Here is a 25,727-nt window from a genome sequence, read left to right as displayed (position 1 = left end):
CCCCACCGGTCGTCGAGAGCCGTTCGACACGACCCTGGGAGCTTGCATGGCGGAGTCACCTACGTCCGGTCGGGAATTCCGGCACCGTGTGACCCGGCATCTCCTTCTCGGCGACATCGCGCTGCAGTACCCGGTGCGGCCGACGCCGGATGCGGGGCTGCTCGCGGTCCGCCTGGCGGACGAGCCGGGCGACGCGGGCCGGGCGACGGAATACCTCACGCCGGCCGACACGGCGCCGCGCGGCCTCCACCTCCTGCGGCCGGAGCCCCGCACCCTGCCCGACCCGCCCGCCGGGTCCGACGCGGCCGCCGCAACGTGGGCGGGCATCGCCCTGGACGACGACTTCGGCGCCCACCTCGACGAGGCGCTGCCGCCCGGCGTGCGCACGGACACCCTGGCCCCCGTCCTGCTGCTGCGGACGCACCGGCAGGCGGCACAGCCCTTCACCGAGGTGCTCTCCTGCGCCCGGCTGCGCAAGGTCGGCATCCTGCTCGTGCGGACGGCGCGCTTCCCGCACGAGCCGGACGCCCCGGTCGCCGACCTCGTCGCCATGGCCGAGCGCGCCCGGGAGGCGGCGTCGGAGTACGCCGTCCCCCTCCTCTCCGAGGGGCGCGGGCTCACCACCTTCGAGAGCGGCACCGAGATCGAACAGAAGATCACGCTCGGGCCCGGAGCGTCCTCGTGGCGGCTCACGAAAGAACTGTGGGCGCGGGCCGACCGCGGCCTCCTCGGCGACTTCATTCCGGAGCCCGGCTACGAACTCACCCGCTGGCATTTCGAGCAGCACACCTACGAGGTCCTGGAGCCCGCCGGGGAACGCGGCTATCTCGCCTTTCTCCGGGGCCGGGACGGACGGTGGAACCTGAAGCGCAAACGCTTCGAGCGGGAAGCGCTCCGGCGCGAGGAGACATTCCAGCGGGGTGTGGCGGTGACGGAATCCACCTTCGAGGAATTCCTCTCCCGGGAATACCCGGAACTCGTCGTACGGCGGCTCCCCGATTTCCGGAGGACCCGGTTCGACGTCAATGTGGAGTCCACCCGCACCGGCCACGCGTACGGGGTGGAGATCGACGAGGTGACGGTGGAGGGCGAGAGCGGGGGCGACGGCCCCCGGGTGCTCCGGCAGCTCGAGATCGAGTACCTGCACTCCCGGCTGCACGAGGGCCTCGACCCCGCTTCCATCGACGCCGACATCGCCGACCTCACCGGCCGGGTCGAGGACCACCTGAAGGCGAACGGCACCCCGGGGGAGCGGACCTTCTACTCCAAGCTCGCGTTCCTGCGGGAGTGCGCAGGCGAAGCGGCGGGGCCGCAGTGAGCGGGCGGCTGGTCGTCATCGGGGCGAGCCCGTCCATCGCCGCCGTCGCACGCGAGGTCGACCCGGCAGCCGTGTTCCTCCAGCAGCCGGGCTCCCCGGTCGACGAGATCGTGCGGATCGGCTGCAACCTCTACACCACGGACTTCTCCCGCGACGAGGAACTGCGGGTGCTGCTGCGGGAGGTGGTCGCACCCCTCGGCGTGTCCGCCGTGGTCTCCGTGACCGAGACCGGGCAGCTGCCCGCGGCCGTCGCGAACGAGACGCTGGGCACCCCCGGGCTGCGCCCCGAGGTGGTGCGCCGCTTCCAGGACAAGGCCGTGATGCGGCAGCGGATGGCGCAGACCGTCCCCGACCTGTCGGTGCGGTACGCCGTCCCGGCCGACGGCGCGGAGGCCGCACGCCGCGTGCGCGCGTGGGGCGCGGCGCGCGCGGTGCTCAAGCCGCTCGAAGGAACGGCGAGCCGGGACGTGCGGATCGTCGCGGACCCGGCCGAGCTCGAACGGCTCGACCTCGACGCGCCCGCCCTGCTGGAGGAGTTCGCCGAGGGCGACGAGTACAGCGCCGAGACGTTCAGCACCGGCGGAACCCACCGGCTGGTGGCCGTCACCCGCAAGCACCTCTTCGACGCCACGGTCGTCGAGGCGGCACACGTCGTCCCCGCCCCCGGCCTGGACGACGGCGAGCAGGCACTGGTGGAGAAGTGCGTGGCCCGCTTCCTGGACGCCATGGAGCTGACGGACGGCCCCGCGCACACCGAGTTCAGGCTGCGGGACGGCGAGTTCAGGATCATCGAGTCGCACACCCGGATCGGCGGCGACGGCATCACGCGTCTGGTGCAGCGGGTGACGGGCGTGGACCTCAAGCGCTGGAGCCTCGGCTGGTCCACCGGGCTGACCGGCGCGGACGTCACCACCGCACCGGAGTCGGGCGCCGCGGCCATCGCCTTCGTCACCGCCCCGCCCGGGAGGGTGACCGCGGTGCGGGTCCCGGACTTCGCCCCGCAGGGAGCGGACGTGCGGGATGTCGACCTCTACGTCGGCCCCGGCGACGAGATCGGCGAGCTGACCGACTCCCGGCAGCGCGCCGGCCACGTGCTGGCGACGGGGGACGACCCGGCGACCGTGCTCGCCGCCGTCCGGGACATGGCCGCCCGCGTCGTCGTGGAGACCGCACGGTGACCGCCGCCCCGCCCGTGGTGCTGCTCAGCCGCAACGTGTACGCGAGCCTCCACCACGGCACCCGGTGCCTGGTCCCCACCGACGAGGTGGACGTCCGCCTCGTCACCCACCCGTACGGCGGGACGACGGGCCTCGACCCGGTCCGCTTCCCCCACGTCTCGGTCTGCGACACCAACGACGAGGAGCAGGTCCTCGCCGTTCTCCACTGGCTGGTGCGCCGGCACGGCGCACGCCGGATCGTCGCCGTGCACGAACGGATGGTGCTGCCCGCCGCCCGGGTGCGCGACGCCCACGCGCTGCCGGGCATGGACCTGCCCACCACGCTGCTCTTCCGCGACAAGGTCGCCATGAAGCGGGCGGTCGCCGCGGCGGACGCCGCCGCCGTGCCGCGGTTCGCCGAACTCCGGGGCCCCGCGGACCTGGACGCGTTCGACTGGTCGGCGGGCCGCAAGGTCGTCAAGAGCCGGTGGGGCGTGGGAGCGGAGGACGTGCACGTCGTCGCCTCGCGGGCGGAGGCCGACGCCGTGCTGGCCTCGCTCGGCACCTGCGGCGACGACTGGGAGATCGAGGAGTACGTCGAGGGGCCCATGTACCACTGCGACGCGGTGGTGCAGGACGGCGCGGTGCGCTTCGCGGCGGTGTCCGAGTACCTCGCCAAACCCGGCGACTTCGCCCCGGGTTCAGCGGCCGGCAGCATGCTGGTCGACCACGCGGACCCGGTGTGGGGCCGGATACGGGAGACCAACGCCCGGGTGCTGCGGGCCCTCGGCCTCCGCGACGGCGTCACCCACCTGGAGGTCTTCCGGACGCCGGACGACGCGCTGGTCTTCTGCGAGGTCGCCGCCCGCCCCGGAGGCGGCGGCATCGACCGCATCGTGGAACGGGCGTACGGCTGCAACCTCAACGAGGTGGCGTACCGGCTCCAGTCCGGGGTGGACCCGCGCCTCGGCGACGACGCCGCGACCCGCCCGGCGCGCGGGGCGTGGGCCGTACTGGGCTTCTACCCGGACGAGTCCGGCGCGTCGCCGGCGCCCGGCATCCCGGAGCACCGCCACGCCGCGCTCGGCATCGCCGAGCACACCCGTTCCGACACCGCGGGCAGCGGCCCGCAGGGCGTCCGCCACTGCGTGGACTACCGGGACCGCTACGTCGTCGGCGCCGCCGACCGCCAAGCCCTGGAAGCACGTCTGGCGGCGGTCCGCAGCGCCTACCGCTCCGCCTCCGGCGGCTCCTGACAGCCGCCTTCGTCCACGGAAGAACGAGGTGCCATGGGTTTCCTGCCCCGGCCGAAGCGTGTCATCACCGAACCGCCGCAGGGCCGCCGCGACTTCTGGGTGTTCGTCTCCTCCGGGCTCTTCGCCCGCGGCGGCGACCAGCTCTTCACCATCGCCGTCCCGCTGAGCGTGCTCGCGGCGACGGAGTCGGTCGCCGGCACGGTGCTGGCCTTCTCCGCCCGGGTCGCGGCCTACCTGCTCTCTCCGTTCATCGGCATGCTGATCGACTCCTTCGACCGGCGTGACGTCTACATCCTGGCCCAGCTCTACCAGGCGCTGTGCCTGGGCCTCATCGCCCTCTTCCTGGACGACGTCCTCGTCCTGGCGGTGCTGGTGCTGCTCTCCGGACTCGGCGCCGTGGTGGCGAACATCTCCAGCTACTTCGTGCTGGTGCCCAGACTCGTCACCCCGGAACGACGGTCCAAGGCGCTCAGCGACTACAGCGCCCTGCGCGAGGTCGTGAAGATCGTCGGACCGCTGTCCGCGGGGGGCATCGTGGTGCTCGCAGGCGGCGCCACGGCCCTGGTCCTCACCTGCACGCTGTTCGCACTGTCCGCCCTGGTGGCGCTGTTCGTGCCCCGGGTGGTCATCGAGGAGGAGGAGCCCGCCGAGCCGGGGGAGAAGCCCCGGCGCGCGCTGAGCGTGGGCTTCTCCTGGCTGTGGCGCAACGGCTCCGCCATCGCGCTGGTCGCCACCATGACGCTGGCGAACATCGGGGTCGGCACCCTCGACGTCATCTTCATCACGCTGCTCGGCGACTCCGGCATGGCCGCGACCGGGATCGGACTGGTGGTCTCCATCGGTGCGGTCGGCGCCGCCGCCGGCACCTGGGCCGCGGGCAGGCTCTTCCCCCGGTCGTCCTTCCAGCGCCGCATCCTCTACTGGCAGCTGGCCGCGCTGGCCGGTGTCACGGTGATGGCCGTACCGGTGCTCCAGGTCCGGGTCGTCGGCTACGTGATCACGACGTTCGCGCTCGGCGCCAGCAACATCAACTCCATCCGGTACCGCCAGGAGTCGATACCGATGGCCATCTCCGGCCGGGTCAACTCCGTGATGCGCATGTTCATCACCGGTGCGATCCCGCTGTCCGCGGTCGTGTTCGCCTTCTTCCACAAGTGGGCGCCGTCCGAACTGCACTGGACGCCGGTCGTCCTGTTCAGCGCGCTGGGCGTGGCCGTGTGGGCGTGGTACCTCGCGCGGGCGGGCCGCCGCTCGCCGCAGCAGCCGGACGGTCCCGGGGGCGAGGCCGTCGCCGCCGCGGACCGCGGCGCGGCGTCACGCGGATGACCACGCCGTCGCGGTCGACGCCCCGTCCGTGCGGTACACCTCCCGGCCCACGGCCGCGTTGACGATCCGTGCGCTGCGCCAGGCGGACAGACTCAGGTTCGGGTCGGCGATGCCGTGGCTGTCCTCGGCGAAGTTCTGCACGAAGACGCGGAGACCGGGCGGCCCGTCCCAGTCCAGCGAGTAGTCGCGGCGCACCCGGAAAGCGCCGTCGTCCCCCGTCAGCGCCTCCCGCAGCGGTTCCAGGTAGTCCGGGAACCGGCTGCGGTAACCGGTGCAGAAGACGACCACGTCGGCGGGCACGGTCTCCCGCACGTCGCGGTCCGTGTCCAGCACCGAGACCTCGAGCCCGTCCGCGTGCCCGCGCAGATCGGTGACGCGGCGGCAGGGCAGCAGCCGGTGGGACAGCGTGCCGCCCTCCAGGTGGTCGAGGCGGTAGAGGCGCTGGTAGATCTTGCGCAGCAGCGACTCGGACACGCCGTCGCTGGCCAGCCGCTGACGCCCCAGCAGGTCCGCACGCCGGCCGGCGGGCAGCGAGTGGAAGTAGTCCACGTAGGACGGCGCGAACCACTCGTTGCTGAACGGCGAGTCGTCGATGGGGAGGAAGCCCACCCGGCTGGACACCCAGGTGAGTTCGGCCGGTGTCGCCGCGTCCTCGGAGAGCAGGTAGTTCACCACCTCGGCGCCGCTCTGCCCGGCCCCGACCACCATGACCCGCCGTCCGGCCAGGTCGGGGCGGACGGACAGCAGCTCGCTGCCGTGCAGCACGCGCGGACCGTGGAACGCGGCGGCGAAGGGCGGCAGGTACGGCTCCCGCCCGGAGCCCAGCACCAGGCTGCGGGCCGTGGCCGTCAGACCCGTGTCGCAGACCACCTCGAAGCGGTCGCCCACCACGGAGACGGACTTGACGCGGGACTGCCAGTGGATGTCCGGGAGGCGACCGGCGGCCCACTGGTAGTACTGCTCGAACTCCTGCCGCGAGCAGCTCATCCCGTTGGCCACCAGGGCGCGGAAGATGCGGCCCTCCTCGGAGAGGAAGTTGAGGAAGGAGAAGCGGCTGGTGGGGTCGACGAGCGTGACCAGGTCCTTGAGGTAGGAGACCTGGAGCCAGGCGTCCGGAAGCATCAGACCCGGGTGCCACCGGAAGCGCGGTTTCGACTCGAGAAAACCGGCCCGCAGCCCCTCGACCGGTTCGGCGAGTGCCGCGAGGCTCAGGTTCGACGGTCCTACCCCGATTCCGACAAGGTCGAACGATTCCATGGGCACCCTTCTCGCGCGTGTTTCGCCCCGGGACCGCTTCCGGCCGCCGTCCTTAATTCTCCCGCGCTGCGCGCAAGGTCGCGTCCGCGGCAGAAGTGTGGAGGACGCCCGAGGCGCTTGGCAAGATATCCGGAGGAAATCCCGCGTCCCTCTGCTCTTTTTCCTCGCGTCACCCTGGCAGCGCCCTCCCGCGGGTCCCGGTGATAACGGGCATAAGCGGGCAAGGTGTGGAGGTGTGAAGGGATCCCGCAGTTCTCGTGAGTCCCCTGACATGCCGTGTCCCCGGAGAGCGGTCGGGCTGCAACTGCAGGGGAAGCATGCCTTGTTCGCCGGTGAACGCTGAGGTACGTTTCCTGGCGCACGAGCGGGCAGCCCCGTCGGGAGGCCCGCGACGGGCATTCTTCTTGTCTGGTGCTTTTCCTAGTTTCTTCGTGTGTGCGGCCCTGGACAACCGCAATGGGTATCGGTTTCTCACTAGTGAGGGTGCAATGAGTCAGGACACTGCGGGCGTAGCGTCGGTGAAGCCGTTCGACTTCGGTCTCGAATACATTCGCGAGCACTTCGGAAGCAACACGGCGCTCTTCACGCAGCAGATGACGCACAACGTGTACCGCGAGAATCCCGAGCCGCTCATCGACCACCTGCTGCGGTGCCTCGACCTGAACGGAACCGAATCGGTCCTGGACCTCGGCTGCGGAAACGGATTCATTCTCCGGGACGTGGTCAGCCGGCTCCGGCACGGCGGCCGCGCGGTGGCCATGGACATCTCCCCGGCCATGCTGGAACTCGCCCAGCGCAACGCCACCATCGCCTGGGCGCCGCTGGAGTTCACCGAGGGCCGGGCCGAGGACCTCTCGCGTTTCGCGGACGGCAGCTTCACCCGCGTCATGGCCAACTACATCTTCCACTACATCGAGGACCCCGACCTGGTCTGCTCGGAGATCGCCCGCGTCCGCGACCCGAAGGGCCTCGCGATCGTCACCATCGAGGCGCGCCGCTCCATGCCGGAGATGTACGACCTGCACTTCGAGACCATGGAGAAGCTCGGCTTCCCCGCGGACTTCATCGCCCGGCTGCCGCGCGGGCGCCGCGGCAAGATGACGCTCGACAACACCGAGGAGACGCTCGTCCGGCACTTCGACAGCGTCGAGGAGCGGCCGTACGTGGACGCCCTGCGCTTCGAGACGCCGCAGCCGTTCATGGACTTCTACTCGGCGGGCCACCGGCTGCTCGGCGTCCAGGCCATGGGCGGCGACGACATCACACAGGAGATGAAGGACGAGCTGTACCGGGGCGTCGAGAAGGCCGTCAGCGACCGCATCGCGGAGGTCGGCCACTTCGAGGTCAGCAAGCGCAACTCGGTCTTCGTCTGCGCCTGACCCCGCGCCCGAGCCGGAAGGACACCAGATGACAGGCGCATCCCGCTCCGTGCAGCGCGTCGCCCTCTTCGGGCTGCCCGGAGCCGGCAAGTCGACGGCCGCCGGCCTGCTGCGGCGGACACTGGCCGGCATGGACCGGCACGTCGAGGTGATCAAGCTCGCCGCCCCGCTGTACGACGTGCAGGCCGCCTTCTACGCCCGGGCACGCACCCGGCTCGCCGAAGGGCAGCAGGACGGCGAGCTGCTCAACTTCCTGGGCTCCCACTTCCGGACGGCGGCCCCGGGCCTCCTGCTGGAGGACTTCGCCCAGCGCGCGGCCGCCGCCGAACTCGCGGGCGCCGACGTGCTGCTGTGCGACGACGCCCGCCCCGCCGACCTCGACGGTCTCCGCGACCAGGGGTTCACGCTGGTGCGGGTGACGGCGCCGGACGCGTTGCGGCGGGAACGCAAGGCCGGCCGCGGCGACCGGCGGGCCGGCCGGGACGACCACCCCACGGAGCTCGGCGGCGACGGCGTCGAGGCCGACCTGGTCCTCGACAACGCGGGCGACCTCCCGGCGCTGGAGGAGCAGGTCGTCGAACTCGCCAAGCGGCTGCCCGCCGCCCCGGCGGAGCAGGAGGCCGCCGAGCAGGTCGTCGCCTCCCTCGTCGGGCTGGCCCGGGAGGTCATCACCGAGCGCTATGCCGAGAACCGGCACCAGATCGGGGCGGTGGTCGTCACCGGCGACGGGCGGGTGTTCACCGGCATCCACCTCGAGGCGATGGTCGGCCGCGCCTCGGTCTGCGCCGAGGCCGTCGCACTCGGCCAGGCGCGCGCGGCGGGCGCCGGCGACCTGATGCTGGCGCTGGCGGTACGTCACCCCAAGCCCTCCGAGGAGCGACGGGACATCAAGCTCGTACCCCCCTGCGGCCTGTGCCGGGAGCTGCTGCTCGACTACGGTCCCCGCGTCAGCACGGTCGTCCAGGACGGCGACGAGATGCGCGTCGTCCCCCTCGCCTCCCTCCTGCCGCACAAGTACGTGGGGACCAAGTGGCCCACCCGCTGACCCGGCCCACCGCCTCCCCTCCGAACCGCCCCTTCTCAGACTGGTGATCACGTGACCACGTTCCGGGACTTCCTCGTCGACGAGTTCCCCGACGCCCCCGTCAGCGAGCTGAGCGGCTCGAACAACCTCGTGTACCTCGTGCGGACGGACCAGGGCCCGGTCGTCGCGAAGCACGTCGTCGACGGCGACATCCCGCTCGGCTACCTCGCCGAGGCGACCGCCGCGCTCGGCGCGCACCTGCCCGTCCAGCGCATCCACCGCGTCTGCCGCACGGAGGACGGGGACCCGTTCGACGCCGTCTTCGCGGAGTACGTGGAGGGGGAGAACCTGGCGGCGGCCATGGAACGCGAGGACGACGGGCCGTCCACCGACGCGCTGGTGGACCACCTGTGCCGGTTCGTCCTGGCCTGCCGCCATCTCCCGCCGATGCGGGACGGCTACGGCCTGTACAAGCGAGAGGCGCCCGCCCTCGCCACCTGGCCCGAGTTCGTCGTCCACTACGGCCGCCGGTACTGGAACCGCGTCCGGCCGTTCTACGAGGGCACGGAGACCGCCGCGGCGGTGGACGCGTGGCTCGACGGAGGGTTCGCCGAGGCGGCCAAGGCCCACACGGCGCCGCACACGGTGGTCTCCATCGACGCGAACCTGAAGAACACCGTCGTCGCGCCGGACGGCCGGATGGTCGTGCTCAACGTGCCGATCGCCGCACTGTCCGCGCCGGCCCACGCCGTCGGAGCGATCAGCCTCCACCTGCGGCACCGGCCCCCGTACAAGCCCTTCCTGGACGCCGCCGCCGAGCGGCTGTGCCCGGACGACGCGCCGCTCGTCCCGCACTTCGAACTCTGGGGCATGCTCGGCATCCTGTCCTTCTACGCCGTCCGGCAACCCGACCGGCAGCACGAGTGGCGCAACTGGGGTTCGCCGGTCCTCCTGGACGACGACTTCCGCGACCTGGTCCGCACCCACCTGCCCGCCCCGGAACGACCATGATCCTCACCGGCCAGGCCATCACCGAGGCCGTACGGGACGGAGACATCGTCATCGACCCGTTCGACGACGACCGGGTCAACCCCAACAGCTACAACTACCGCCTCGGCCCGGAGATCTACCGGGTCGAGTCGGGCCCCGACCCGCGCCGCGACGCGGTGCAGGAACCGGTGGAGACCGTCGACGGGCGCTGCCTGCTCCGCAAGGGCCAGCTCTACCTAGGCCACACCCTGGAGCGCATCGGCTCCACCCGGTACGTCACCTCGCTCATCGGTCGCAGCTCCATCGGCCGGCTCGGCCTGTTCGTCCAGCTGTCCGCCGACCTCGGACACTGCGGAGCGGTCCACCGGTGGACGCTGGAACTCCTGCCCGCCCTCGACATCTACGTCTACCCGGGCCAGATCATCGGCCAGGTCTCGTTCTGGACCGCCACCGGCGACGTCCTGGCATACCGGGGCTGGTACGGGCGGCACGACCGGCCGATGCCCTCCAAGCTGCACAGGAACGACGTGCGACAGCCACAGATTCGAGAGTTGCAGTGATTCTCAGCGGTCATGAAATCCAGCGGCAGGTCGAGTCCGCGGCGATCACGGTGACGCCGTTCGACTCCGCGCTCATCAACCCCAACAGCATCGACCTCACGCTCGACGACACCCTGCTGCGCTACCGCGACCCGGTCATCGACCCGCGCGTCGAGCCGGAGGTCGTGGAGGAGCGCATCCCGGCGGACGGCCTGGTGCTGGAGCCCATGAGCTTCTGCCTCGGTTCCTCCCGCGAGATCGTGGGGAGCACCGAGTACGTGCCGATGGTGCACGCCAAGTCCAGCACCGCCCGCGCCGGGCTGTTCGTGCACGTCACGGCCGACCTGATCGACATCGGCTCCATCGGCACCATCACCTTCCAGCTCTTCTCCACCCTCGCCCTGCGCGTGTACCCGGGGATGCGCATCGGACAGATGACGTTCTGGAAGCCCCAGGGCGAGATCACCCTGTACTCCGGCAAGTACCAGGGCTCCAAGGGCCCCCGGAAGTCGGAGATCTTCCGCGACCCGTACTGGGAGACGCTGGCACGATGACGACCGACCCGCAGCGTATGCACGCGTCGTGCGGCACGGCCCGGGTGGAACTCGTCGCCCCCGCCGAGGCCGTCGCCGAGTTCGGGCGGATGGCGGGCGACTTCGTGCGCCTGACCCCCGCCGACGACCGGCCCCCGCCCGCCGTCGTCCAGGTCGCCACCCGGGCTCCCCGGGGCGACGGCTGGCGCCGCCTCGCCTATTCCTCGGACTACGAACCCGACCGCGTGGTGTGGGTGGACGACGCCCGCCGGCGCATCGCCGTCGTCGGCGAGCCGTCCGAATGGCGGGCGCAGCAGACCCTGCGCTCCGTCCGCCACCTGCTGCGCTGGCAGGTCTACGCGGCGGGCGACCTGCTGCTGCACGGCGGGCTGGTGCGCATGGACGGCCGCGGCGTCGCCTTCGCCGGGGCGAAACGCTCCGGGAAGACCTCCAGCATCCTCAGCGCCCTCGTCCACGGCGGTGCCGACTTCGTGTCCAACGACGACCTGACAGTGGGAGAGACCCCCGACGGGGCGCTGCGCGGCTACGGATCACCCCGCACCGTGAACGTGCGCACCGACGCGCTGCTCGCCCTCGCCGAGTCGGCCCCGGTCGTCTCCCGCCTCCTCACCGACTCCACGCACCCCACCAACTCCTTCGAGGGACGGCACCGCACCGCCGAGGCGCTGCACACCGCCTCCGGCGCCGCCCTGCCCGGGTCGTTGTGGGTCCGCGCCGGAGAACTGTGCGCGACCGTCGGCTGCGACGCGGTCCCGGAGAGCCGGGTCGACGCGCTGGTCTTCCCCCGGTTCGAGGACTGCCCCGACGGGCCCGCCCTCGTACGGCTGGACCGTGAACAGGCCGCGGCGGAGCTGCGGCACCACATGGAGGACCGGGGCACCAAGTACGACCCGTTCCTCGCCGACTGGTACCCGCACACCGACGCCGCGCGCCGAGCCCGGCTGTCCGAACGGCTGCTGGACGAGGCCGTGTTCTTCCGGATGTCCCAGCACATGCACGGCCTGCGCGAAGCGACGGCGGCGCTGCGCGACGCGCTCCGCGCGGTGCCCGCGTGACCCTGCCGCCCCGCGGCGCCCCGGAACGTGAGGCCGCCGCCCTGCTCGTCACCGACGATGCGGGGCACGTCCTGCTGGTGCGGGGGCCGGGCCGCCGCGCCTCCTGGGCCCTCCCCGGCGGCACGGTGGCGGATGCGGGAACGCCCTGGGACACCGCCGTGCACGAGACCGCACGGTCCGTCGGCCTCACCCCGCGCCCGGGCGGGCTGCTGGCCGTCGACTGGCCCCGCACGCCGCGCCCGCCCGCGGCGCCCTGCTGGTGTTCGACGGCGGCGGCATCAGCCGCTCGGCGCGGCACCGCGTCACCTCCGCCCGGCCCGGAAGCGACGAGGTGGCGTTCGTCCCCGTCGAGCAGCTGGACGGACGGGTCGGCGGCCCCGTCCGGCGCGTCGTCGAAGCCGCCCTCCGGGCACGGCGGGACGGCTGCCCCCGCTACCTGGAGGACGGGTGGGAACCGGCCGTCCTGAACACGATGCGCCGTCACGGCATCGCGCCGTGGGTGCACAGCGGCTCCGCGTGGCGCTGGTACGACGCGCCGGTGCCCGACGAACTGCCCATCCGCCAGTCGTGGGTGTGGGTCTTCGCACCCGACGGCCGCGTGGTGATGTACGTGGACGACACCGGGCAGGCCGGCCTCCCCGGCGGAACGCTGGAGCCGTTCGAGCAGCGGGACGCCGCCGCGGCCTCCCGGCGCGAGGTGCGGGAGGAGACGCAGATCGAACTCCGCGGACTGCGCTACCTCGGATACCTCCGCGACGCCCCGCCGGACGGCCCGGCGTGCGCCCGCGTCCGGATGGCCGCCGCCATCGCACGCGTCGGCCGCGCCGCGACGGACCCCGCCACCGGCACCGTCCACCGCAGGTTGCTGGTCCCGCCCCGCCTGGCCGCGGAACTGTGCGGCTGGGGACCCTCCGCGACGGGCCAGGTCGACGCCGCACTCCACGCCGCCCGCAGCCTCGGCGTCGCGGAGTGCGCCCCCGGCGCCCCGGTGGAGGAGATCCCCGTGGACGGCGACGCGGCCCCCGGAAGGCGGCCCGGGCGATAGGTTGACGGCATGCCACCGTCCGGAGAGCCCTCGCCGCGCACGCTCACCGCCGACACGACGCTCCCGGGCCCGCGCCGCCGCTCCGCGCCGCCCGCGGCCGGCACGCAGCGGGCGCAGCGCACGCAGCGCTTCTGGGCGCCGCTCCTCGCCGTCCTGACCCTCCTCGCCGCACTGACCCGCCTCCCCTCCTTCACCACCGCCCTCTGGAACCCCGACGAAGGCTTCCTCGCCACACAGGCCCGCCAGCTCGCCGCGGGCGGCGCACTGTACGAGACCGTCGTCGACCGCAAACCACCGCTGCTGCCCTGGCTGTACCAGGCGGCGTTCGCCGTCTTCGGCGACGCGTCGCTGTGGCCGCTGAAGGCCCTTGCCGTGGTCGCCACCGTCGCCACGGCCGCCCTGCTCGCCTCGACCGCGCGCAGGCGCTGGGGCGACCGCGCGGGCTGGACGGCCGGCGTCGTCTCCGTGCTGCTCTCCGTCGGCCTGAACCCGGAGGACACGCAGGCGGCGACCTTCGAGGTGTTCATGCTGCCGTGGACGGCGGCCGCCGTCATGTACGCCGACCGGCGCCTCTGGGGCCGTGCGGGCCTCGCCGTCGCGGCGGCGCTCCTCACCAAGCAGACCGGTGGCGTCGTCCTGCTGCCCGTGCTCTTCCTGCTGCTCCGCGACGCCGACCGGTCACGTGCGGGCGCGTGGCTGCGGCTGCTCGCCGCGACCGCGCTCCCGGTCGGCGCGGCGGCGGTGCACTTCGGACCCGGACGCTTCGCCTACTGGACGTTCGCCGGCTCGGGGGAGTACGCCTCGGCGGAGGGAGCCGAACTCCTCGCCGCCGGCCGCGCCGCCGGCGGCACCGCGCTGCTCCTGCTGGCCGCCGCGCCGCTGGTCGCCGCGCTCACCCACGCCGCGTACCGCCGTGGCCTCGCCGGCACCGCCGACCTGTGGGTGTGGCTGGGTGCCTCCGCCGTCGCCGTCACCGTCGGGTTCCAGTTCTTCGGCCACTACTTCCTGCAACTGCTGCCCCCGCTCACGCTGCTGGCCACCGCCGCGCTGCGGACGGCGGCCCCACGCCGTGCGGCCGTCGCCGTCGCTCTGACCGGCGTCCTGACCGCCGGGTTCGTCGCCTGGGGGTTCACCGCCGAACGGGCCGAGCTGGAGCACGCGCGCCGGGTCGCGGCCGAACTCCGGCAGCGCACCGCCCCCGACGAGCCGGTCCTGGTGTGGGGCATGCATCCCGAGGACTACTGGCTCGCCGACCGCCGGCCCGCGACGCGCTACCTCACCGCCGGATTCCTCACCAACTTCAGCGGCGGCCGGGGCGGCGTCCGCACCGGCGAGCAGTACGCCATGCCCGGCTCGTGGCCGCGCTTCCTGCGCGACCTGCGGGAGCACCCGCCCGCCGTCGTCGTGGACGATTCGCGCGGCGCCCCCTACCGCCCCGCCCGCATCCCCCGCCTCGACGCCTACCTCACCGCCCACTACCGCCCGGTCGCCACGGTCGACGGTGCGGTGTTCCACGTCCGCCGCGACGGGCGGTGACCCACGGGCGGTGACTCACGGCCGGGGGCGGACGGTGCGCGGGCCGGCGACCTCGGCGCCCAGCGACCGGACGCGCTCGCGGAGGGCGCGGTCGGCGGTGACGACCAGGCAGGTGCGGTCGCGGCCCTCCTCGGCGACGAGTTCGACGATGCGGTCGTCTCCGGAGCCCTCCGCGGCGACCGTACGGACGCCGGGCACGGACGCCACCGAGCGTGCGGCGCCCTCGACGACGAGGACGACCTCCAGGGGCCCCGGATGCCCCGGCACCCCCGAGTCCGCGTAGGGCACGAGGCGGTCCCGGAGCCGTTCGGCGGCGCCGCGGCGGTCGCGCCACCACCCGTCGGGCACGGAGCCGACGACGTTCGCCGCGTCCACGACGAGGAGGGTCTTCATGCCGCAAGCCTCCCACGACGCCGTACGTACGGGAGCCCGGCCGGGAACGCGCGGAAGGGGTGCGCCGCGTGTGCGGCACACCCCTTCGCGAGCCGTCAGCCGTCAGCCGTCAGCCGTCAGGCCGGGACGGACGCGACCCCCGGCTCCAGGAAGCGCTTGCCGGTGGCCCGCTCGCTGACGCCCTCGCGGTCCAGGTACGGCGTGATGCCGCCCAGGTGGAAGGGCCAGCCGGCGCCGGTGATCAGGCACAGGTCGACGTCCTGCGCCTCGGCGACCACGCCCTCGTCGAGCATCAGGCGGATCTCCTGCGCGATGGCGTCCAGCGCGCGGTCGCGGACCTGCTCCTCCGTCAGCACGGTGTCACCGGTCTCGAAGAGCTCGGCGACCTCCGGGTCCAGCTCCGGCGTGCCGGAGTCGTAGACGTACAGGTTCCGCTTGCCCGCCGCGACGATGCGGCCCAGGTTCTCCGAGATGCCGAAGCGGTCCGGGTAGGCCCCGTTCAGCGTGCCGGCCACGTGGTGCGCGACGGCCGGGCCGACGAGTTCGAGCAGCACGATCGGCGACATCGGCAGGCCCAGCGGGGCGAGCGCGCGGTCGGCGACGTCGACGGGCGTGCCCTCGTCGATGGAGCGCAGCACCTCGCCGAGGAAGCGGGTCAGCACGCGGTTGACCACGAACGCCGGGGCGTCCTTGACCAGCACCGCGGTCTTCTTCAGCTTCTTCGCCACGCCGAAGGCGGTGGCCAGCGACGCGTCGTCGGTCTGCTCGCCGCGCACGATCTCCAGCAGCGGCAGCACGGCCACCGGGTTGAAGAAGTGGAAGCCGACGACCCGCTCCGGGTGCCGCAGCTGCGAGGCCATCTCGGTGACGGACAGCGAGGAGGTGTTGGTGGCGAGGATGGCGTGCTCCGGCACGACCGCCTCGACCTCGGCGAACACCTTCTGCTTGACGCCCATCTCCTCGAACACGGCCTCGATGACGAAGTCCGCGTCGCCGAACGAGGCGGCCTTGTCCAGCGAGCCGGTGACCAGCGCCTTGAGGCGGTTGGCCTTGTCCTGGTTGACCCGGCCCTTGAGGAGCAGCTTGTCGATCTCCTCGTGGACGTAGCCGACGCCCTTGTCCACCCGCTCCTGGTCGATGTCGGTCAGCACGACCGGCACTTCCAGACGGCGCGCGAACAGCAGCGCGAGCTGGCTCGCCATCAGGCCGGCGCCCACGACGCCGACCTTTGTCACCGGCCGGGCCAGGGACTTGTCCGGGGCGCCCGCGGGTCGCTTGGCCCGCTTCTGCACCAGGTTGAACGCGTAGATGCCGCTGCGCAGTTCGCCGCCCATGATGAGGTCGGCGAGCGCCTCGTCCTCGGCGGCGAAGCCGGCTCCGAGGTCGCCGTCCTTGGCGGCGGCGATGATGTCCAGCGCCCGGTAGGCGGCCGGCGCGGCGCCGTGCACCTTCGCGTCGGCGCTCTCGCGGCCGCGCCGCACCGCTTCGTCCCACGCCGCGCCGCGGTCCGGTTCGGGCCGCTGCACCTGGAGTTCGCCGCGCAGCACGGCGGAGGTCCAGTGCAGGGACTGCTCCAGGAAGTCGGCGCCCTCGAACAGCGCGTCGGCGATGCCCAGCTCGTGCACCTGGGGGCCCTTGAGCTGCTTGTTCTGGTTCAGGGAGTTCTCGATGACGACGCTGATCGCCCGCTCGGGGCCGATCAGGTTCGGCAGCAGCACGCAGCCGCCCCAGCCGGGGACCAGGCCGAGGAACACCTCGGGCAGCGAGAACGCGGGCGTCGCCCGGGAGACGGTGCGGTAGGTGCAGTGCAGGCCGACCTCGACGCCGCCGCCCATGGCCGCGCCGTTGTAGTAGGCGAAGCTGGGCACGCCCAGGTCGCCCAGCCGGCGGAACACCGCGTGCCCGGCCTGGCCGATGGCGAGGGCGTCCGCACGGTCCTTCAGCACCTCGACGCCCTTGAGGTCGGCGCCGACGGCGAAGATGAACGGCTTGCCGGTGAGGCCGACCGCGACGATCTCGCCGGCCTTCGCCTCCGCCTCGACCTGGTCGATCGCGACGTCCAGGTTGGCCAGCGACTGCGGGCCGAAGGTGGTCGGCTTGCTGTGGTCGAAGCCGTTGTCCAGCGTGATGAGCGCGAACCTGCCGCCGTTCGACGGCAGGTCCAGGTGGCGCACGTGCGCCTGGGTGACGACCTCGTCCGGGAAGGACTGGGCCGCGCCCTTCAGCAGCTCGGCGATGTTCGTCACTTGCCCTCCCAGTGCGGGTTCTCCCAGATGACCGTGCCGCCCATGCCGAAGCCCACGCACATGGTCGTGATGCCGTAGCGGACATGGGGCTGTTCCTCGAACTGCCGGGCGAGCTGCGTCATCAGGCGCACGCCGGAGGAGGCGAGGGGGTGGCCGAACGCGATCGCGCCGCCGTACTGGTTGACGCGCGGGTCGTCGTCGGCGATGCCGTAGTGGTCCAGCAGAGCCAGGACCTGCACGGCGAACGCTTCGTTGATCTCGAACAGGCCGATGTCGTCGATGGACAGGCCGGCCTTCTGCAGCGCCTTCTCGGTCGCCGGGACGGGGCCGACGCCCATCACCTCGGGCTCGACGCCGGCGAAGGCGTAGGCGACCAGGCGCATCCGCACCGGCAGGCCCAGCTCGCGGGCGAAGTCCTCGGCGGCGATGATCGACGCGGTGGCGCCGTCGTTGAGGCCCGCCGCGTTGCCCGGGGTGACGCGGCCGTGCGCGCGGAACGGCGTCTTGAGGCCGGCCAGCATCTCCAGCGTGGTGCCGGGCCGCATCGGCTCGTCCTCGGTGGCCAGGCCCCAGCCGGTCTCCCCGGCCTCCTCGTTGGTGCGCCGGATCGAGATCGGCACCAGGTCCTGCTGGATCTTTCCGTCCGCGTAGGCCTTCGCGGCCTTCTCCTGGCTGCGCACGGCGTACTCGTCGGCGCGCTGCTTGGTCAGGTGCGGGAAGCGGTCGTGCAGGTTCTCCGCCGTCATGCCCATGAACAGCGCGGACTCGTCGACCAGCTTCTCCGACACGAAGCGCGGGTTGGGGTCGACGCCCTCGCCCATCGGGTGCCGCCCCATGTGCTCGACGCCGCCGGCGACGACCGCGTCGTAGGCGCCGAAGGAGAGCGAGCCGGCGGTCGTGGTCACGGCGGTCATCGCGCCGGCGCACATCCGGTCGATGGAGTAGCCCGGCACGGACGAGGGCAGCCCGGCGAGGATGCCTGCCGTACGGCCCAGCGTCAGGCCCTGGTCGCCGATCTGGGTGGTCGCGGCGACCGCGACCTCGTCGATCTGCTCCGGCGGCAGATCGGGGTTGCGGCGCAGCAGCTCGCGGATGCACTTCACGACGAGGTCGTCGGCGCGGGTCTCGTGGTAGATGCCCTTCGGGCCCGCCTTGCCGAACGGGGTCCGGACGCCGTCGACGAAGACGACGTCCCTAGCGGTACGAGGCACGTTGGCTCTCCTCCAGGGGTGCGGTGGTACGCCGTGCGGCGCGCTTCCCACGCCCTATGCTACTTGTCGGTAACCGCCTGGCAAGCAGTCGCCGCACCCCGCGAGGCACACGTCACACTCGGGCCGCACGCGAACGGGCCCGCCCGGCGACGCCGGACGGGCCCGCAACGCGTGCGAGGCGCGGGAACACGCCCGCGCTACATCCCGTACGTCCCCTGGAAGACCAGGAAACCGATGATCATGCCGAGGACCAGACCGGCGGCGGAGACCCCGATCGCGACCTTGGCCAGCCGCTCGCCCTTGGAGTTGGCGATCACGCCGCAGACGATGCCTCCGATGCCGAAGAGCGGCGGGCAGAAGAGGAACGCGACGCAGCCCAGCACGATGCCGATGATGCTCAGCGTGTTGGACGGGGTCTGCTGCTTCGGCTCGTAACCGCCCTGCGGATACGGCTGCCCCGGGTAGGGCTGCCCCTGCGGATACTGCCCCTGCTGGTACGGCTGGCCCTGCTGGTACGGCTGCCCCTGCTGGTAGGGCTGGTCGGACGAGTACGGGTCCTGCGGGTACGACATCTGCTCCCCCATGAGAGTGGTGACGGCTGATCACCCTATGTGCCACGAGGCGCGGGGGGAACTGCGAATTCCGAACAGTGGCCGCATCGCAACCGAGGGCCCTCCCGCACGGGCCGAACCGGCGGCCCGGGGCACCCCCTGCTCCTCCTACTCCTCGGCCGGGGTCGCCGCGAGGGCGACCGTGAGCAGCGGGACCGTCTGCTCGATCTGCCACTCGCGCGCGCCGTGCGCGCGCAGCACCTCGCCGACGGCCGCCTCGGAGGTGTCCGCCGGCGGCTCCCAGCAGACCCGCCGCACCGTGTCGGGCGTGATCAGGTTCTCCTGGGGCAGCGACAGCTCCTCCGCCCGCGCGGTCACCGCCGCGCGGGCCGCCGCGAGGCGGGCGGCGGCCACCGGGTCCCGGTCCGCCCAGGCGCGGGGCGGGGGCGGCCCCGTCACGTGCTGGCCCTGCTGCGGCAGCTCGCGGTCCGGCAGCGCCCGCGCCCGCTCCACGGCCGCGAACCACTGGTCGATGCCGCGCTTGCCCATCCGCTGGGCGAAGCCGGGCAGCGCGGCCATCGCCGGCACGTCCGCCGGCATGGCGAGGGCGGCCTCGACGATCGCGGCGTCCCCGAGGATCTTGCCGGGCGAGAGGTCGCGCCGCTGCGCGATCCGGTCCCGGGTGGTCCACAGCTCGCGGACGACGGCCATCTGCCGACGCCGCCGCACCTTGTGCATGCCGGACGTGCGCCGCCAGGGGTCCTTGCGCGGCGGCGGCGGGGGAGCGGCGGCGATCGCCGCGAATTCCTGGAGCGCCCAGTCCAGCTTGCCCTGCGCGGTCAGCTCCTCCTCCAGCGCGTCGCGCAGGTCGACGAGCAGCTCGACGTCCAGCGCGGCGTACCGCAGCCAGGGCTCGGGCAGCGGGCGGGTGGACCAGTCGACGGCCGAGTGGCCCTTCTCCAGCGCGTAGCCGAGGACGTTCTCCGTCATCGGGCCCAGTCCGACCCGGGCGAAACCGGCGAGCCGCCCGGCCAGCTCGGTGTCGAAGAGCCGCTCGGGGATCATGCCTATCTCGCGCAGGCACGGCAGGTCCTGCGTCGCCGCGTGCAGCACCCACTCGGTGTCGCGCAGCGCGTCGCCGAGCACGGTGAGGTCGGGGCAGGCGACGGGGTCGACGAGGGCGCTGCCCGCCCCGCGTCGGCGCAGCTGGATCAGGTACGCCCGCTGGCCGTACCGGTAGCCGGAGGCCCGCTCGGCGTCGACGGCCACCGGGCCGCTGCCGCCCGCGAACCGCTCGACGACCCGGGCCAGCTCCTGTGCGGTGGCGGTGACGGGCGGGATGCCCTCACGCGGCTCGAGGAGCGGGACCGGCGCCGGACCGGAGTCCTGGGAGGAGGGCTGAACTCTGGCCGTGCGGGTTTCGGTCTCCTGTGCGTCGGTCACCGGTCAAGGGTAGCTGTGTGTCCGCCCGGGGAAACGCCCGCCGACGCCGGAGCGGCGTCGGCGGGCGTTTCCCCGGGGCTCGGGGGCCCGGAATCCGGACCGGGGGACCGTCCGGGTCAGTGGATGATGCCGGTGCGCAGCGCCACCGCGACCATGCCGGCCCGGTCGCCGGTGCCCAGCTTCCGCGCGATCCGTGCCAGGTGGCTCTTCACGGTGAGCGCCGACAGGCCCATGGACACGCCGATCGCCTTGTTCGACTGGCCCTCCGCCACCAGCCGCAGCACCTCCACCTCGCGGCCGGACAGCTCGCGCTGCCCGCCGGGGTGGCCGGGGCCGCCGGGCCCGCCGCCGGGACGGCGGTGCATCCGGGCAGCGGCCGCTCCCATGTGGGCTGCGCCGGGACGGGGATGCATGCCGCCGAGGTTGTTGCGGGTGCCCGTGACGACGTAGCCCTTCACGCCGCCGGCCAGGGCGTTGCGGACCGCGCCGATGTCGTCGGCGGCGGACAGGGCCAGGCCGTTCGGCCAGCCCGCCGCGCGGGTCTCGGAGAGCAGGCTCAGTCCGGAGCCGTCGGGCAGGTGGACGTCGGCGACGCAGATGTCGCGGGGGTTGGCGACTCGGGGACGTGCCTCCGCGATCGACGACGCCTCGATGACGTCCCGCACTCCGAGTGCCCACAGGTGACGCGTCACGGTGGAACGGACTCGGGGGTCGGCGACGACGACCATGGCCGTCGGCTTGTTCGGGCGGTAGGCGACCAGGCTTGTGGGGTGCTCGAGGAGAACAGACACCGGGCCTCCTGGGGGAGTGGCTGGGACGGTGCCGGCTCGGGTGCGGCCCCCGTGGGGAGCGGGGTGCGAGCCGGGGCGTGCCCTGGTGGAAGGGGGTCACCTGATGCTTCGGCAGGTCAGGCGCCCGGCTTTAGGGAATGATCACGAATCAGTGATAACAATTGGTGCAATTCGGACAGTCAATCGACTGGTTGCCGACCTGTTGCGGAACCGGCCGCGCCGGCGGGCTGTTCAGTCCGGCTGTTCAGTCCGGCTGTTCAGAGCGGACGGGGTCCGCGTCGCTGAGGGAGTGTCACCACCGCGCCGCCCTCGCCCTCCCGGGGCGGCAGGCCCGCGCTCTGGCAGAGCAGCTCGCACCACGCCACGAGGTGCGCGCCGACGTCCGGCACCCCTCCACCGCCCGCCGGGGCCACCGGAGTCCAGCTCGCCCGGACCTCCAGCTCCGCGTGCGGCGTACGGTCCTCGAGACCGCCGAAGAAGGAGGAGTCGGAGCGCGTCACCGTCCCGCTCGGCGCGGTGTACGCGACGCCGTGCGCCTCCAGTGCGCCGGTCAGCCAGGTCCACGTCACCTCGGGCAGCAGCGGATCGGCGGCCATCTCGGCGTCCAGCTCGGTACGGCCGAGGGTGACGATCCGGAAGTCGCCCTGCCAGGGCTCCTGTCCCTCCGGGTCGTACAGCAGGACGAAGCGGCCGTCGGCCAGTTCCTCGCCGTCCGCCTCCACCACCGCCTCCATGGCGTGCGCGTGCGGCGCGAGTCGTTTCGGCGCGGGCAGACCGCCGAAGTGCACCTCCGGCCGGTGCGGCGCGACCTCCAGCGCGGTCAGCGCCCTGCGGAACGCCGCCGGAGCCTCACCCCCCGCGCCGCGTGAACCTCCGCCTCCGCCGCGCGTACCACCGCCCGAGGAGCCGCCCGCGCCCGCGCCGCCGTTGCCGGGGCCTCCCGCCTCATGTGTTCGAGCCGCTGCCATGGGGCGAGGGTAGGCGCCCGGCCCGGCGGGCGCCGGTAGGGACACGAGGCGCGGGGGAGCGCGTGGGAGACTTCCTCCTGTGAGTGCCTACGACCGCCCCTCCGGCCCCCCGACCGCCACCCAGGACTCGGCCTTCCTCCGGGCCTGCCGCCGTGAGCCCGTGCCGCACACGCCGGTGTGGTTCATGCGGCAGGCGGGGCGCTCGCTGCCCGAGTACCGCAAGGTGCGCGAGGGCATCTCGATGCTCGACTCCTGCATGCGCCCCGACCTGGTCACCGAGATCACGCTGCAGCCGGTCCGCCGGCACGGGGTGGACGCCGCGATCTATTTCAGCGACATCGTCGTGCCGCTCAAGGCGATCGGCCTCGACCTGGACATCCGCCCGGGCGTCGGCCCCGTCGTCGAGCGCCCGGTGCGCACCCGCGCCGACCTGGAGCGGCTGCGGCCCCTGGAGGCGGGCGACGTCTCCTACGTCACCGAGGCCGTACGCCTGCTGGTCGCCGAACTCGGCGCCACTCCGCTGATCGGCTTCGCCGGTGCGCCGTTCACGCTGGCCAGCTACCTGGTCGAGGGCGGCCCGTCCAAGAACCACGAGCACACCAAGGCGATGATGTACGGCGACCCGCAGCTGTGGGCCGACCTGCTCGACCGCCTGGCCGGCATCACCTCCACGTTCCTGCGGGTGCAGATCGAGGCCGGCGCCTCGGCGGTGCAGCTCTTCGACTCCTGGGCCGGGGCGCTGCGTCCCGAGGACTACCGCCGCTCGGTGCTGCCCGCGTCGAAGAAGGTGTTCGACGCGGTCGAGGGCCTCGGCGTGCCGCGCATCCACTTCGGCGTGGGGACCGGCGAGCTGCTCGGTGCGATGTCCGAGGCGGGCGCCGACGTCGTCGGCGCCGACTGGCGGGTGCGGCTGGACGAGGCGGCCCGGCGCATCGGCCCCGGCAAGGCGGTGCAGGGCAACCTCGACCCGGCGGTGCTGTTCGCCCCCCGGGCGGCCGTCGCGGACCAGGCCGACCAGGTGCTGGAGGCCGCCGCGGACCTGGACGGCCACATCTTCAACCTCGGCCACGGCGTCCTGCCCGCCACCGACCCCGACGCCCTGACCCGGCTCGTCGCGCACGTCCACGAACGGACCGCGAAAAGCTGACCGGCCGTGTCAGGTTTCCGCGGGAGCCTGACGCCATGTCTCACCAGGACCACGACGCCACCGAAGCGCACGCACCGGACGACGGCCGGTGCTCCGGCTACCAGCTCGCCCGCCCGCACCGCCCCGCCCGCATCGTCCCCGCGACGACGGCCGAGCAGGTGCGGCAGGCCGTCGTGGACGCGGCCGCCCGCGGCGTCCCGTACGCGGTGCAGGCGACCGGCCACGGGCGCCGCGCTCCGCTCGACGGCGGCGTGCTGATCTCCACGACGCGGATGAACGGCGTCCGCGTCGACGCCTGCACCCGTACGGCCCGGGTGCAGGCCGGCGCCACCTGGGCGCGGGTGATCGAGGCCGCCGCACCGCACGGGCTCGCGCCGCCGAACGGCTCGGCGCCGGGCGTCGGCGTCACCGGCTACCTGCTGGGCGGCGGGCTGGGCATCCTGGCCCGCGAGCAGGGCTGGGCCGCGGACCACGTGCGGGCGCTGGACGTCGTCACCGGCGACGGCGCGGCCCTGCGGGTGACGGCACACTCGGAGCCCGAACTGTTCTGGGCGCTGCGCGGCGGCGGCAGCGGCCTCGGTGTCGCCGTGACCGGCCTGGAGATCGGGCTGGCGTCCGTCGCGCGGGTGTGGGGCGGGCAGCTGGTCTTCGGCGCCGACCGGCTTCCCGACCTGCTGCGGGCCTACCCGGACTGGGCGCGTTCCGTGCCCGACGCGCTCACCTCGTCGCTGGCGCTGCTGGTCTACCCGGACCTGCCCGTCGTTCCCGCGGCGCTGCGCGGGCGGCACGTCGGCCAGGTCCGCCTCGCCTGGACCGGCGCCCCCGAGGAGGGCGAGCGGCTGGTGGCGCCGCTGCGGGCCGTCGGGCCCCGTCTGGCCGACCGCCTCGCCGGCATGCCGTACGCCGCGTCCCACACCGTCCACAGCGACCCGGACCGGCCGCACGCCTACGACGGCGACAACGTGCTGCTCGACGGCCTGGACGCGGACGCCCTCGCGGCCGTCGCCGAGGAGGCGGGACCGGCCGCACCGATGAGGTGCGTGGTGCAGCTCAATCCCCTGGGCGGCGCGCTGTCCCGGCCCCCGCGGGTACCGAACGCCGTCGGGTTCCGTGGCGCCCGCCACCTGCTGCGCCTCCTCTCGCCGCTGGACGGCACGGACACCCGCGCGGTCCGCGCCCTGCACCGGCGGCTGCTCGGCCTGGTCGCGCCGTGGGCGCTCGGCCGCAGCCCGAACTTCGTCTTCGGCGACCACCCCGGCGACCCCGCCCGCCCGGAGCACGAGCCGGACGCCGCAGCGCGCCTGGAACGGCTGCGCCGCGCCCTGCCGTGAGCAGGGCGCGGCGCGTACGACGGCGACGGTCCCGGCGCGCTGCCGGGCCCGGTCAGCCCTCGTTCTTCTTCGGTTCCCCGGTCTCCTTCGGCTCCGCGGCCTGGGACGGCACGCCCGGCGGGGTCGCCGGCCGGGCCGGCACCGCCGCCGTGGGCGCCGCGACCGGGGCACGCCGCGGCAACCGCCCGTGCAGCGTGCGCCACAGCACGTACAGCAGGCCCAGCGCGACCAGGAACGGGAGCGACGCGCCGATCGCCACGGCGATCCAGCGCAGCATGGTGACGAAGGCGTCCCAGCCGCCGCTGAACGCGCCGCCCACCGACGGGTCCTCGTCCTCCTCCTCGACCGGGGCCGCGTCCGGGGTCCGCAGCTCCATTGTCACGGTGGCCATCCCGCTGCGGGCCTCCAGTGACTTCAGCCGCGCCTGCAGCGCCTCCAGGTCCGCCTGACGGGTGCTCAGCTCCGACTCCAGCGAGACCACGTCGGACAGTTCCGTCGCGTCCTCCATCAGCTTCCGCACCCGGTCGACACTGGCCTTCTGCGTCTTGATGCGGCTCTCCACGTCGACGACCTCGCCGGTGACGTCCTGCGCCGACTGCTTGCGGTCCTCCAGCTCGCCGATCCCGGCGAGAGCGTCCAGCAGACCGTCGTACTCCTCCGGCGGCACCTTGAAGGTGATGCGGGAGCGCTCGTCGCCGTCCGCGTCCCGGTCGGTGGTCTCCTCCGAGACGTAACCGCCGGCCGTGTCCACGGCCCGGCGCGCCTCGTCCAGCCCGTCCTGCACGTCCTCGGTCTCCACCGTCAGCGACGCCGTCTTGATGACGTGGCGTTCGGCGGCCCGGGCGGTGTCGGCGGCCGTGTCGCCGTCGGTGGAGCCGTCCGCCGCCGTGTCGCTCCCGGGGCTGCTCCCCGCTTCGGCCGTGGACCCTCCCGGCTCGCTCTGCGCGTTCTCCTCCGACCGGGTCAGGCCGCCGGCGCCGGACTTGCTGTCCGCGCTGACCCCCGAGGCCCCGTCGCTGCCCGAACCGGACGCCCCGCAGCCCGCCACCGCCAGCACACCGGCCAGCAGCGCCGCGCCCAGCGCCGCCCGGACCCGCGCGGGCCGTCCGCCCGCATGCGCACTCCCGTACTTCCCCTGCATTCCGTACCCCCCAAGGCACTTGATCCGTATGCCCGTTGGACGGAACGGCGGGAGAACCGGTTGCCGCCC

General features: G+C 73.4%; 24 protein-coding genes. 15 read left to right on the top strand and 9 right to left on the bottom strand.

What is annotated here, in order from left to right:
- Positions 1 to 88 precede the first annotated feature (88 nt).
- Genes RM572_RS21405 through RM572_RS21390 form a run of 4 tightly spaced genes read left to right on the top strand, consistent with a single transcriptional unit; the run spans position 89 to position 5,057 of the window.
- Complete coding sequence (locus tag RM572_RS21405; RefSeq protein WP_311675004.1) at positions 89 to 1,318, top strand: hypothetical protein; 1,230 nt, start codon at positions 89 to 91, stop codon at positions 1,316 to 1,318.
- Positions 1,315 to 2,496, top strand: a complete 1,182-nt coding sequence (locus RM572_RS21400) for an ATP-grasp domain-containing protein (RefSeq protein ID WP_311675003.1) — start codon at positions 1,315 to 1,317, stop codon at positions 2,494 to 2,496. Before RM572_RS21405 ends, RM572_RS21400 begins: the two co-directional genes overlap by 4 nt.
- Entirely contained in the window at positions 2,493 to 3,731 is a 1,239-nt protein-coding gene (locus RM572_RS21395) for an ATP-grasp domain-containing protein (protein ID WP_311675002.1), read from the top strand. The genes RM572_RS21400 and RM572_RS21395 overlap by 4 nt, the downstream gene beginning before the upstream one ends.
- A 33-nt stretch (positions 3,732 to 3,764) precedes the next feature.
- The gene (locus RM572_RS21390; protein WP_311675001.1) at positions 3,765 to 5,057 is read left to right on the top strand and encodes an MFS transporter; all 1,293 of its coding nucleotides are present in this window, start codon (positions 3,765 to 3,767) and stop codon (positions 5,055 to 5,057) included.
- Here RM572_RS21390 and RM572_RS21385 read toward each other — a convergent pair.
- A complete protein-coding gene (locus RM572_RS21385; protein ID WP_311675000.1) occupies positions 5,046 to 6,314 on the bottom strand; it encodes a lysine N(6)-hydroxylase/L-ornithine N(5)-oxygenase family protein in 1,269 nt (422 codons plus the stop codon). The two genes, RM572_RS21390 and RM572_RS21385, sit on opposite strands and share 12 nt — an antisense overlap.
- A gap of 488 nt (positions 6,315 to 6,802) precedes the next feature.
- Between RM572_RS21385 and RM572_RS21380 the strand changes: the two genes are divergently transcribed.
- From RM572_RS21380 to RM572_RS21345, 9 genes are read left to right on the top strand one after another with little or no spacing between them, the layout of a single operon-like run.
- Positions 6,803 to 7,693 (top strand): class I SAM-dependent methyltransferase, encoded by an 891-nt coding sequence (locus tag RM572_RS21380; RefSeq protein ID WP_311674999.1) that lies wholly within the window; start codon positions 6,803 to 6,805, stop codon positions 7,691 to 7,693.
- A 28-nt stretch (positions 7,694 to 7,721) separates the two neighbouring features.
- A complete protein-coding gene (locus tag RM572_RS21375; protein WP_311674998.1) occupies positions 7,722 to 8,738 on the top strand; it encodes a cytidine deaminase in 1,017 nt (338 codons plus the stop codon).
- 51 nt (positions 8,739 to 8,789) lie between these two features.
- Positions 8,790 to 9,728 carry a phosphotransferase gene (locus RM572_RS21370; RefSeq protein WP_311674997.1) on the top strand — a complete coding sequence of 313 codons (939 nt, stop codon included), beginning with the start codon at positions 8,790 to 8,792 and terminating at the stop codon, positions 9,726 to 9,728.
- Positions 9,725 to 10,267 (top strand): dCTP deaminase, encoded by a 543-nt coding sequence (locus tag RM572_RS21365; RefSeq protein ID WP_311674996.1) that lies wholly within the window; start codon positions 9,725 to 9,727, stop codon positions 10,265 to 10,267. The genes RM572_RS21370 and RM572_RS21365 overlap by 4 nt, the downstream gene beginning before the upstream one ends.
- Entirely contained in the window at positions 10,264 to 10,800 is a 537-nt protein-coding gene (dcd, locus tag RM572_RS21360) for a dCTP deaminase (RefSeq protein ID WP_311674995.1), read from the top strand. The genes RM572_RS21365 and dcd overlap by 4 nt, the downstream gene beginning before the upstream one ends.
- Entirely contained in the window at positions 10,797 to 11,855 is a 1,059-nt protein-coding gene (locus tag RM572_RS21355; RefSeq protein ID WP_311674994.1) for a hypothetical protein, read from the top strand. Before dcd ends, RM572_RS21355 begins: the two co-directional genes overlap by 4 nt.
- Positions 11,852 to 12,322 carry an NUDIX domain-containing protein gene (locus tag RM572_RS29785; protein ID WP_394813668.1) on the top strand — a complete coding sequence of 157 codons (471 nt, stop codon included), beginning with the start codon at positions 11,852 to 11,854 and terminating at the stop codon, positions 12,320 to 12,322. Before RM572_RS21355 ends, RM572_RS29785 begins: the two co-directional genes overlap by 4 nt.
- Before the next feature lie 5 nt (positions 12,323 to 12,327).
- The gene (locus RM572_RS21350) at positions 12,328 to 12,900 is read left to right on the top strand and encodes an NUDIX hydrolase (protein ID WP_394813672.1); all 573 of its coding nucleotides are present in this window, start codon (positions 12,328 to 12,330) and stop codon (positions 12,898 to 12,900) included.
- A gap of 9 nt (positions 12,901 to 12,909) precedes the next feature.
- Complete coding sequence (locus tag RM572_RS21345) at positions 12,910 to 14,436, top strand: glycosyltransferase family 39 protein (RefSeq protein WP_311674992.1); 1,527 nt, start codon at positions 12,910 to 12,912, stop codon at positions 14,434 to 14,436.
- Between the two features lie 15 nt (positions 14,437 to 14,451).
- Here the strand turns inward: RM572_RS21345 and RM572_RS21340 are convergent, their stop codons facing one another.
- The 7 genes from RM572_RS21340 to RM572_RS21310 all read right to left on the bottom strand — a co-directional run bounded on the left by RM572_RS21340 (position 14,452) and on the right by RM572_RS21310 (position 22,039).
- Complete coding sequence (locus tag RM572_RS21340) at positions 14,452 to 14,829, bottom strand: PIN domain-containing protein (RefSeq protein WP_311674991.1); 378 nt, start codon at positions 14,827 to 14,829, stop codon at positions 14,452 to 14,454.
- A gap of 116 nt (positions 14,830 to 14,945) precedes the next feature.
- Positions 14,946 to 17,075, bottom strand: coding sequence for a 3-hydroxyacyl-CoA dehydrogenase NAD-binding domain-containing protein (locus RM572_RS21335; RefSeq protein ID WP_311674990.1), 2,130 nt, complete (start codon positions 17,073 to 17,075; stop codon positions 14,946 to 14,948).
- The gene (locus RM572_RS21330; RefSeq protein WP_027764404.1) at positions 17,072 to 18,286 is read right to left on the bottom strand and encodes a thiolase family protein; all 1,215 of its coding nucleotides are present in this window, start codon (positions 18,284 to 18,286) and stop codon (positions 17,072 to 17,074) included. The genes RM572_RS21335 and RM572_RS21330 overlap by 4 nt, the downstream gene beginning before the upstream one ends.
- Positions 18,287 to 18,483: 197 nt before the next feature.
- On the bottom strand, positions 18,484 to 18,858 hold the full coding sequence (locus RM572_RS21325; RefSeq protein ID WP_311674989.1) for a hypothetical protein: 375 nt from the start codon (positions 18,856 to 18,858) through the stop codon (positions 18,484 to 18,486).
- Positions 18,859 to 19,005: 147 nt separating this feature from the next.
- Positions 19,006 to 20,280, bottom strand: a complete 1,275-nt coding sequence (locus tag RM572_RS21320) for a ribonuclease D (RefSeq protein WP_311674988.1) — start codon at positions 20,278 to 20,280, stop codon at positions 19,006 to 19,008.
- 116 nt (positions 20,281 to 20,396) lie between these two features.
- Positions 20,397 to 21,071: a response regulator transcription factor gene (locus tag RM572_RS21315; protein ID WP_136181835.1), complete on the bottom strand. Its 675-nt coding sequence runs from the start codon at positions 21,069 to 21,071 to the stop codon at positions 20,397 to 20,399.
- A gap of 257 nt (positions 21,072 to 21,328) precedes the next feature.
- Entirely contained in the window at positions 21,329 to 22,039 is a 711-nt protein-coding gene (locus tag RM572_RS21310) for a DUF3000 domain-containing protein (RefSeq protein WP_311674986.1), read from the bottom strand.
- Positions 22,040 to 22,118: 79 nt separating this feature from the next.
- Between RM572_RS21310 and hemE the strand changes: the two genes are divergently transcribed.
- Together hemE and RM572_RS21300 are read left to right on the top strand one after the other, a co-directional pair.
- Complete coding sequence (gene hemE, locus RM572_RS21305; protein ID WP_311674985.1) at positions 22,119 to 23,186, top strand: uroporphyrinogen decarboxylase; 1,068 nt, start codon at positions 22,119 to 22,121, stop codon at positions 23,184 to 23,186.
- 35 nt (positions 23,187 to 23,221) lie between these two features.
- The gene (locus RM572_RS21300) at positions 23,222 to 24,517 is read left to right on the top strand and encodes an FAD-binding oxidoreductase (protein WP_311674984.1); all 1,296 of its coding nucleotides are present in this window, start codon (positions 23,222 to 23,224) and stop codon (positions 24,515 to 24,517) included.
- A gap of 52 nt (positions 24,518 to 24,569) precedes the next feature.
- Here RM572_RS21300 and RM572_RS21295 read toward each other — a convergent pair whose 3' ends face one another.
- On the bottom strand, positions 24,570 to 25,658 hold the full coding sequence (locus RM572_RS21295) for a DUF4349 domain-containing protein (protein WP_311674983.1): 1,089 nt from the start codon (positions 25,656 to 25,658) through the stop codon (positions 24,570 to 24,572).
- Positions 25,659 to 25,727 lie beyond the last annotated feature (69 nt).

Origin of the sequence: Streptomyces hazeniae (genome assembly GCF_031845485.1) — a bacterium.
Classification (GTDB): domain Bacteria; phylum Actinomycetota; class Actinomycetes; order Streptomycetales; family Streptomycetaceae; genus Streptomyces; species Streptomyces hazeniae.
Note: the sequence above shows the minus strand (reverse complement) of the source record. Positions and strands in the feature narration are given on the sequence as shown.

Bases quoted from the DNA above. Each gene is read 5' to 3' on its own strand.
- RM572_RS21380 (WP_311674999.1), top strand. From the start codon at position 6,803: ATGAGTCAGGACACTGCGGGCGTAGCGTCGGTGAAGCCGTTCGACTTC.
- RM572_RS21300 (WP_311674984.1), top strand. From the start codon at position 23,222: ATGTCTCACCAGGACCACGACGCCACCGAAGCGCACGCACCGGACGAC.
- RM572_RS21385 (WP_311675000.1), bottom strand. From the start codon at position 6,314: ATGGAATCGTTCGACCTTGTCGGAATCGGGGTAGGACCGTCGAACCTG.
- RM572_RS21345 (WP_311674992.1), top strand. From the start codon at position 12,910: ATGCCACCGTCCGGAGAGCCCTCGCCGCGCACGCTCACCGCCGACACG.
- RM572_RS21355 (WP_311674994.1), top strand. From the start codon at position 10,797: ATGACGACCGACCCGCAGCGTATGCACGCGTCGTGCGGCACGGCCCGG.
- RM572_RS21375 (WP_311674998.1), top strand. From the start codon at position 7,722: ATGACAGGCGCATCCCGCTCCGTGCAGCGCGTCGCCCTCTTCGGGCTG.
- RM572_RS21295 (WP_311674983.1), bottom strand. From the start codon at position 25,658: ATGCAGGGGAAGTACGGGAGTGCGCATGCGGGCGGACGGCCCGCGCGG.
- RM572_RS21390 (WP_311675001.1), top strand. From the start codon at position 3,765: ATGGGTTTCCTGCCCCGGCCGAAGCGTGTCATCACCGAACCGCCGCAG.
- RM572_RS21350 (WP_394813672.1), top strand. From the start codon at position 12,328: ATGCGCCGTCACGGCATCGCGCCGTGGGTGCACAGCGGCTCCGCGTGG.
- RM572_RS21310 (WP_311674986.1), bottom strand. From the start codon at position 22,039: ATGGCAGCGGCTCGAACACATGAGGCGGGAGGCCCCGGCAACGGCGGC.
- RM572_RS21340 (WP_311674991.1), bottom strand. From the start codon at position 14,829: ATGAAGACCCTCCTCGTCGTGGACGCGGCGAACGTCGTCGGCTCCGTG.
- RM572_RS21365 (WP_311674996.1), top strand. From the start codon at position 9,725: ATGATCCTCACCGGCCAGGCCATCACCGAGGCCGTACGGGACGGAGAC.
- RM572_RS21325 (WP_311674989.1), bottom strand. From the start codon at position 18,858: ATGTCGTACCCGCAGGACCCGTACTCGTCCGACCAGCCCTACCAGCAG.